The 6,232-nt window shown below is 36.2% G+C and carries 8 protein-coding genes; 3 read left to right on the forward strand and 5 right to left on the reverse strand.

Annotation, left to right across the window (positions count from 1 at the left end; genetic code table 11):
- Positions 1–75: 75 nt before the first annotated feature.
- Complete coding sequence (locus AC1DDX_RS05950) at positions 76–465, reverse strand: alpha-ketoglutarate-dependent dioxygenase AlkB family protein (protein ID WP_477621862.1); 390 nt, start codon at positions 463–465, stop codon at positions 76–78.
- Positions 466–482: 17 nt separating this feature from the next.
- A complete protein-coding gene (locus AC1DDX_RS05955; protein WP_172659561.1) occupies positions 483–1,004 on the reverse strand; it encodes a DinB family protein in 522 nt (173 codons plus the stop codon).
- Between the two features lie 299 nt (positions 1,005–1,303).
- Between AC1DDX_RS05955 and AC1DDX_RS05960 the strand changes: the two genes are divergently transcribed.
- Positions 1,304–1,825, forward strand: a complete 522-nt coding sequence (locus AC1DDX_RS05960; RefSeq protein ID WP_048906975.1) for a hypothetical protein — start codon at positions 1,304–1,306, stop codon at positions 1,823–1,825.
- Between the two features lie 45 nt (positions 1,826–1,870).
- Here the strand turns inward: AC1DDX_RS05960 and AC1DDX_RS05965 are convergent, their stop codons facing one another.
- Positions 1,871–2,452: a DUF1684 domain-containing protein gene (locus AC1DDX_RS05965; RefSeq protein WP_337716456.1), complete on the reverse strand. Its 582-nt coding sequence runs from the start codon at positions 2,450–2,452 to the stop codon at positions 1,871–1,873.
- A gap of 138 nt (positions 2,453–2,590) precedes the next feature.
- Between AC1DDX_RS05965 and trxA the strand changes: the two genes are divergently transcribed.
- Positions 2,591–2,887 (forward strand): thioredoxin, encoded by a 297-nt coding sequence (gene trxA, locus AC1DDX_RS05970; RefSeq protein WP_337716454.1) that lies wholly within the window; start codon positions 2,591–2,593, stop codon positions 2,885–2,887.
- A 14-nt stretch (positions 2,888–2,901) separates the two neighbouring features.
- Here the strand turns inward: trxA and AC1DDX_RS05975 are convergent, their stop codons facing one another.
- Positions 2,902–3,984: a serine hydrolase domain-containing protein gene (locus AC1DDX_RS05975; RefSeq protein ID WP_337716452.1), complete on the reverse strand. Its 1,083-nt coding sequence runs from the start codon at positions 3,982–3,984 to the stop codon at positions 2,902–2,904.
- Positions 3,985–4,176, reverse strand: coding sequence for a hypothetical protein (locus AC1DDX_RS05980; protein WP_048906978.1), 192 nt, complete (start codon positions 4,174–4,176; stop codon positions 3,985–3,987).
- A 282-nt stretch (positions 4,177–4,458) separates the two neighbouring features.
- On the opposite strand from AC1DDX_RS05980, the gene AC1DDX_RS05985 reads away from it, so the two are divergent.
- Positions 4,459–5,757: an MFS transporter gene (locus AC1DDX_RS05985; RefSeq protein ID WP_288881022.1), complete on the forward strand. Its 1,299-nt coding sequence runs from the start codon at positions 4,459–4,461 to the stop codon at positions 5,755–5,757.
- Positions 5,758–6,232: the final 475 nt, after the last annotated feature.

The raw sequence follows: 6,232 nt of genomic DNA on the forward strand, positions 1-6,232 counted from the left end.
AATGCGTATAAAGCGAATAACTAAAGCCACTAAGTTTTAATCGTTCTAAAAGTCAAATTAATTCTAGGTTGGGTTTCAATTACCCAGATTCCTTTCATTATCTCTATGCCAGCCCATATAGTCCTTACCATCGCGATAGTGGTTCAACAGGCAGGCATTAAATTTAGTATCAAAAGCTGTTTCAATATTTTCTTTTATTCTCTGTAAGGTCGATGTCCACGGCAAAGCATTCATGGTAATACCAGAATAAGTATAGCTAACATCCTCATCCCCATAAAAGGCGGTAAAACGAGGCTGAAGAACGGTTTTTCCGAAAATCTTTATGGGCTCCTGTTTCCATTCGGTTTCCTCAGTTAACTTATCCAGATACATATAACTATCATCCTCCATAAAAAAACCCGGATGAAAAAATGCTTCCCCGGGTATTGTTAATAGATTTACATGATCACCATAGATTTTTTCCATGGATGCAATTTAGGCAATTAATCTCTGTTCCAAAATGCAGGCGGCTCTATACCTAGACTACGCAAATACACAGTGGCCTGCGCACGATGATGAATTTCGTTATCGATAAAATAAAGGATAATACCATACGCCTCTCCTTCATATTGACCAAATGCCAATACTACCTCCTGAAATTTCTCTTCTGGAATCTGTGCCCAGTAAGTATTGATCTCATCTGTTATCCTATCCCATTCCTTTAACAGCGCTTCCTTGGAATTCACTTCAGTTTTTCCTGTGTGATGATCCATTTCATTAATGGTTGTCCACTCGTCGGTAGCAATGCCTTTCACCCCCGGACCAGACATGCTGGTAATTTCACTTATTAAACCGGCAAACGGACGCATCCCTCCAACAGAATAATTAAATAATTTATCTTCCGGAAAAGCCTCAATCACACGTCTTGTAAGTCTGCGGTGGCCTTGCCAATGGTCTAACAAAGCATTAGAGTTAATAAATAAAGGCGTCAAAACTGTTTCTGCGGTTGTGTTAATCGTAGTCATAATGTAGGGTTTTTAGTGGTTAATCTCATTTCTTATACAAAGAAAACCACCTCCACTGACAACCCTATGGCAGTCTGTTTTTAAATAAAAAAATTAACTACATTTGTAAAAAAATAAAATCATGCTACGTCTTAAATATATCCAAAAGAATAACATTAGCCGGTCTCCTTGGCTCATGGACTTGGGTATGGATTTTAGTTTTAACTAGAATACGCTAAGACCTAAACAAAAATCATTTATTTTATTATAATCAATTTGCTATGGCTATTTAATCCTTAGCAAATCATACATATATCCTTATGGACATTTTATACACTGTAGAAGAAAAGTATCTGCAGGCAATAGAAGAACTTCATTATGGCGAGCTGCCAAAAGCGCTTCACTTTTTTCATGAAATCGTTAATTCAGATCCGGAGTATGCCAGAGCATATTATCAATTGGGTAGTTTTTATTATTATCAGTTCAAAAATTACCAAACTGCCGGCTACTATTATAAAAAGTGCATAGAACTGGAGGCTGATTTCCCTGATGTTTATGAACATTATCTAAAGCTGTTGATCACATTAAAAATGCATAAATTAGCTCAAAACATAGCTAAAAAGGCATTAACTGTTCCAGGAGTTTGTAAAGCTCACATTCATGAGAGCCTTGGCTTAAATGCTGAGGAATTACAAGACTTCGCTACAGCAAAAGAGCACTACAAACAAGCGGCGCTAGCAACTGCCTCACAAACTGAGCACGAACTATTCCAAGATCATTTAAAGCGTATTAAAGATAAGCAGACAGCAAATCTAAATATGGTTTATGCTTATCAGAGTTAGTTGATTAAATCAACTAACTCTGATTTTTAATTCTATCAAAAGAAATTATTTATGTTTTTTATCTCCGGTATATATCATTTCACCAGCTTTAACCTTAAGTTTCAGGTCATTTTCTGCCGGAGGTTTAGGACATTGATAGCCATCGCTATAAGCACAATAAGGGCTGTAGGCCTTATTGAAATCGACCTCAATAAAATTTCCTGAAATATCCTGGCTGCTTAGGTCAATATACCTTCCACCACCGTATGATTCCTCCGAGTTGGTTTCATCAGTAAATGGCAGAAATAAATGATCCTTATATTCGGCAATTTTCGATAAAGAAATGCTTTTATATATAGTAAGCTTCTGGGGTTCGCCATTTAATTTAAAACTAAGAATTGCATAACGTATATATTCCCTGCTAGTACCTGTGTAGGTTGGCATTTGGAATGATGTTTCGTTCATTAAAAGCTCTACATTCGCTTTTATCCTATAGTTACTATCGGCTTCAAAAAAATGTAAATTCTTTAGATCACCTTCCTTTAGCGGTGAACGGGTATCCTTCAAAAAATCTGCCTTGTAATTTTCGCGGTGCGTTGCAATCTGTGTTTTATAATCTTGTGCAAAACTGTTCAGTTGAATCATCATAAACAGTATAAAGCAGTATCTAATCATATCATTAAAATCTAGTTTACAAAGCTATCAATTTATATATTAGAAATCCCACTCAGGTATGTGGCATTCTGTTTGTTGCTTAGAATAACATAACATTAAACTAGTAATACTATGGCTACATTCTCAGAAATCATTAAAGGTGATAAACCGGTACTTGTCGATTTTTATGCTACATGGTGTGGCCCATGCAAAGTTATGGCGCCCATTCTGGACACATTAAAAAAACAAGTTGGAGAGACTGCAACCATTCTAAAAATAGATGTGGACAAGAATCAAGCCGCTGCTGCCGCATACGGTGTGCAAGGTGTACCTACTTTTATACTCTTTAAACAAGGTAAAATTCTTTGGAGGCAATCTGGAGTTGTTCAGGCAACGCAATTACAGCAGATCATCAACCAATACGCTTAGGCACCAAACACCATCTATTTCTGGCCCAAATAAGCAGCAATTACTTTTAGGCGCATCTTATTAAGATCAGTCGTGTTCGTATTGGATAAGAAAATAAAAGTAAGATCTTTATCAACAAGGTGTACCCAGTTCGCATTATGTCCGTACCCTGCTCCCTGCCTTTCAGCAAATATGGTATTTACATTTCCGAATTTCTTAGGGTATACCCAAAATCCAAAAGCAACATCTCCAAGCTTTTCATCCCCCTTAAGCATTACATCCACCGTCTCAGGTTTTAATATTTTATGATTAAAAATTGCCTGATCAAACAACAGCAAATCCTGCGGCGTTGAGTACATAGCTCCCGCAGAATAGAAATTATCCATATAATAATTTGTTGGCATATAAAGATCTGTTACACTTGAATCTCTATTTGAATAACCATGATCTATGCCTTTTATGATGTCCTCATGATGAAGGTAATCTGTATGAAACATTTTTAAAGGCAATAATATTTTTTCTTTTAGCACCTGCTGGTAACTTTTTCCATAAATATTCTCTATTATTTTACCCAGGATAATGAAGTCGCCATTATTATAATTGAATTTAGTACCTGGCGTATCTATTAATTTTTCTGAAAGGAATTTATTTATAAAAGTATCCAGAGGCCAGATTGTTTTATCATAAGCCTCATGTATCATTTCCGGAGAACTAATATCCCTATGAAACCTTCCACTACTATAGGTAAGTAAATTCCTGATAGTAACTTTTCTTGCAGCTTCGCCCTTATATTCAGGATAATATACAGAGATTGTTGAATCTAAATTTATTCTTTTTTGTTCATAGAGCTGCATGATCAGTACAGCCGTGAATGTTTTGGTTAACGACCAAATGTGAAATCTTGTATTTTCGGAATACCTGATATCATTAACCCTATCTGCTATTCCCGTATATTTTAAATACTCAATTTTCCCACTCCTTGCAATTAGCACTGCGCCGTTAAAGTTTCGCTGTTTTACACAGGAATCAACTACCTCCTGAACTTTTTTAATTTGTCCGGAAGCACAGTTTGCAAGGAACAGAAGTATTACCAGGTTTATAGCTCTTGTCAAAGGCATTTACCCATTAATAGCATCTTCCAGTTTAGAGCCGTCTTTTGTTAAAACTTCAAAATGATGGCTTTTAGATAGTTTTAAAAGGTGACCAATAAAATCGGTCGCTGTAGGATAAACATGTTTATCGAATTTAAGAATGGTTTCGATCTTGTTAACTGCGTTAACATACTCGTCTTTGATTTCTTTTTGATTCATAACGTACTGCTTTACAGATAAAAAATAAACAATACAAGATACAAATTAATTCGTTCATCAAATAACCATGGAATATAGTTACAATTATATTACAACTAGATAGGCTATAAAAAGAAAACAGGAATGATCCTACCGACCATTCCTGTATATCTAAATTAACGCTCTCCATATAAAGACGCATTTAGAAACAAAATATTGTATACGCCTTTAAAAATTTTTAGTTGATCCATTTTTGCCTATATAAAGATCAAACTCTATAAATTGCATTTAACTATAAAACCTATGGAAGGAAATGATGATAAAATCTCGGCAAGAAGACTAAAAGCCATTTTTGGTGGCTCCATAGGTAATCTTGTAGAATGGTACGACTGGTATGCCTACTCTGCTTTTGCAATTTATTTTTCCGCCTCCTTTTTTCCTGAAGGAAACCCCACTGTACAGTTAATAAATACCGCAGGGATATTTGCTTTAGGTTTTTTAATGCGCCCACTTGGAGGCTATATTTTTGGTCGCGTTGCCGATCGCGTTGGTCGTAAACAATCCATGACACTTTCTGTATTATTGATGTCGCTGGGTTCTTTTCTAATCGCCCTAACGCCGACCTATAAAACCATTGGCATTATAGCACCCATCCTTTTGTTAACCGCAAGATTGCTTCAAGGCTTAAGTGTTGGTGGCGAGTATGGCGTATCTGCGACCTATTTAAGTGAAATGGCCACCAAAAACAGACGCGGATTTTACTCAAGTTTTCAATATGTAACTTTAATAGGGGGCCAATTACTAGCCCTCGCTATTCAATTAATCCTGCAAAGAGTACTACTATCTGAAACTCAACTTCAGGAATGGGGTTGGCGTATTCCATTTGTATTCGGTGCCATCCTTTCCATTGTTGCACTTTATCTTAGGAAAAACCTCGATGAGACAAAAGCATTCGAGAACCAAAAGCAACGCGGAAATGAAAAGAAAGGAACTATAAAAGAATTATTAAAACATCCCAAAGCAGTAATTACCGTAATAGGATTAACACTAGGCGGTACCCTCGCCTTCTATACCTACACAACTTATATGCAAAAGTTCCTTGTCAATACTGTACACATGACAAAAGAACAATCTACATTGATGTCGTTTTTAACACTACTCATCTTTGCATGTTTGCAGCCTTTATTCGGAGCATTGTCCGACAAAATAGGAAGGCGACCACTCCTCATTGCTTTTGGTGTATTAGGCACCATATGCACAGTTCCATTGCTTACAACGCTAAGTCACACCACCTCACAGTGGCAGGCGTTTTTTCTTTTAATGATTGCATTAATTATTGTTAGTGGCTATACCAGTATCAACGCAGTAGTAAAAGCCGAACTATTTCCAGCCCAGGTTAGAGCCCTTGGTGTTGGATTACCCTATGCGCTAACTGTTGCCATCTTCGGGGGATCAGCCGAATATATCGCTTTGCAATTAAAAGATTGGAACCATGAAGAATATTACTACTGGTACATCACCATCTGTATTTTCATATCCCTGATGGTGTATATTTTTATGAAGGATACAAAGAAGACTTCGAAACTAAATCAGGACAGTTGATAAATAAATTTTCGGGTTACTGTTTTAAGGAAGGCATTGCTGTTCGATGCAGGAACAACAATGCCTAAAAACCAAATATAAGCATGTCTACAAATCTTAATAGACATAATTAAAACGAAAAGTGCGAAACAAAAATTTATTTATGAGACTACAATTTAGGCACACAATTCTATTAACAAAAGTCCTATTCTCTTGATTCAAAAACAAAGAATACTATACATTCCGCACTTTTTCCGGCTATTAAGTTTTCGACAATTTTTTGTTTGGCATTTTGACTCATAAAAAATAAAATTCCAAATTTTGTATTTAATCAAGCTCAATCCATCACAGGATTATGAACAATAGGTAGCTTTGCAAACCTGATTACCTCAACACTTGGAAAACCGAAATCCTCCACTACTTTACCCAATATCAGGTAGCAACCTTTTCCTCTAAAAGGATAAGTAGGCGTGCTGTTGGGAAAATGTGTAGTATC

The sequence above is a fragment of the Pedobacter sp. 10L46_2 genome, from assembly GCF_056395165.1.

Excerpts from the sequence above, each read along its gene's own strand:
- AC1DDX_RS05950 (WP_477621862.1), bottom strand. The coding sequence starts at position 465 with ATGGAAAAAATCTATGGTGATCATGTAAATCTATTAACAATACCCGGG.
- AC1DDX_RS05955 (WP_172659561.1), bottom strand. The coding sequence starts at position 1,004 with ATGACTACGATTAACACAACCGCAGAAACAGTTTTGACGCCTTTATTT.
- AC1DDX_RS05960 (WP_048906975.1), top strand. The coding sequence starts at position 1,304 with ATGGACATTTTATACACTGTAGAAGAAAAGTATCTGCAGGCAATAGAA.
- AC1DDX_RS05965 (WP_337716456.1), bottom strand. The coding sequence starts at position 2,452 with ATGATGATTCAACTGAACAGTTTTGCACAAGATTATAAAACACAGATT.
- trxA (WP_337716454.1), top strand. The coding sequence starts at position 2,591 with ATGGCTACATTCTCAGAAATCATTAAAGGTGATAAACCGGTACTTGTC.
- AC1DDX_RS05975 (WP_337716452.1), bottom strand. The coding sequence starts at position 3,984 with ATGCCTTTGACAAGAGCTATAAACCTGGTAATACTTCTGTTCCTTGCA.
- AC1DDX_RS05980 (WP_048906978.1), bottom strand. The coding sequence starts at position 4,176 with ATGAATCAAAAAGAAATCAAAGACGAGTATGTTAACGCAGTTAACAAG.
- AC1DDX_RS05985 (WP_288881022.1), top strand. The coding sequence starts at position 4,459 with ATGGAAGGAAATGATGATAAAATCTCGGCAAGAAGACTAAAAGCCATT.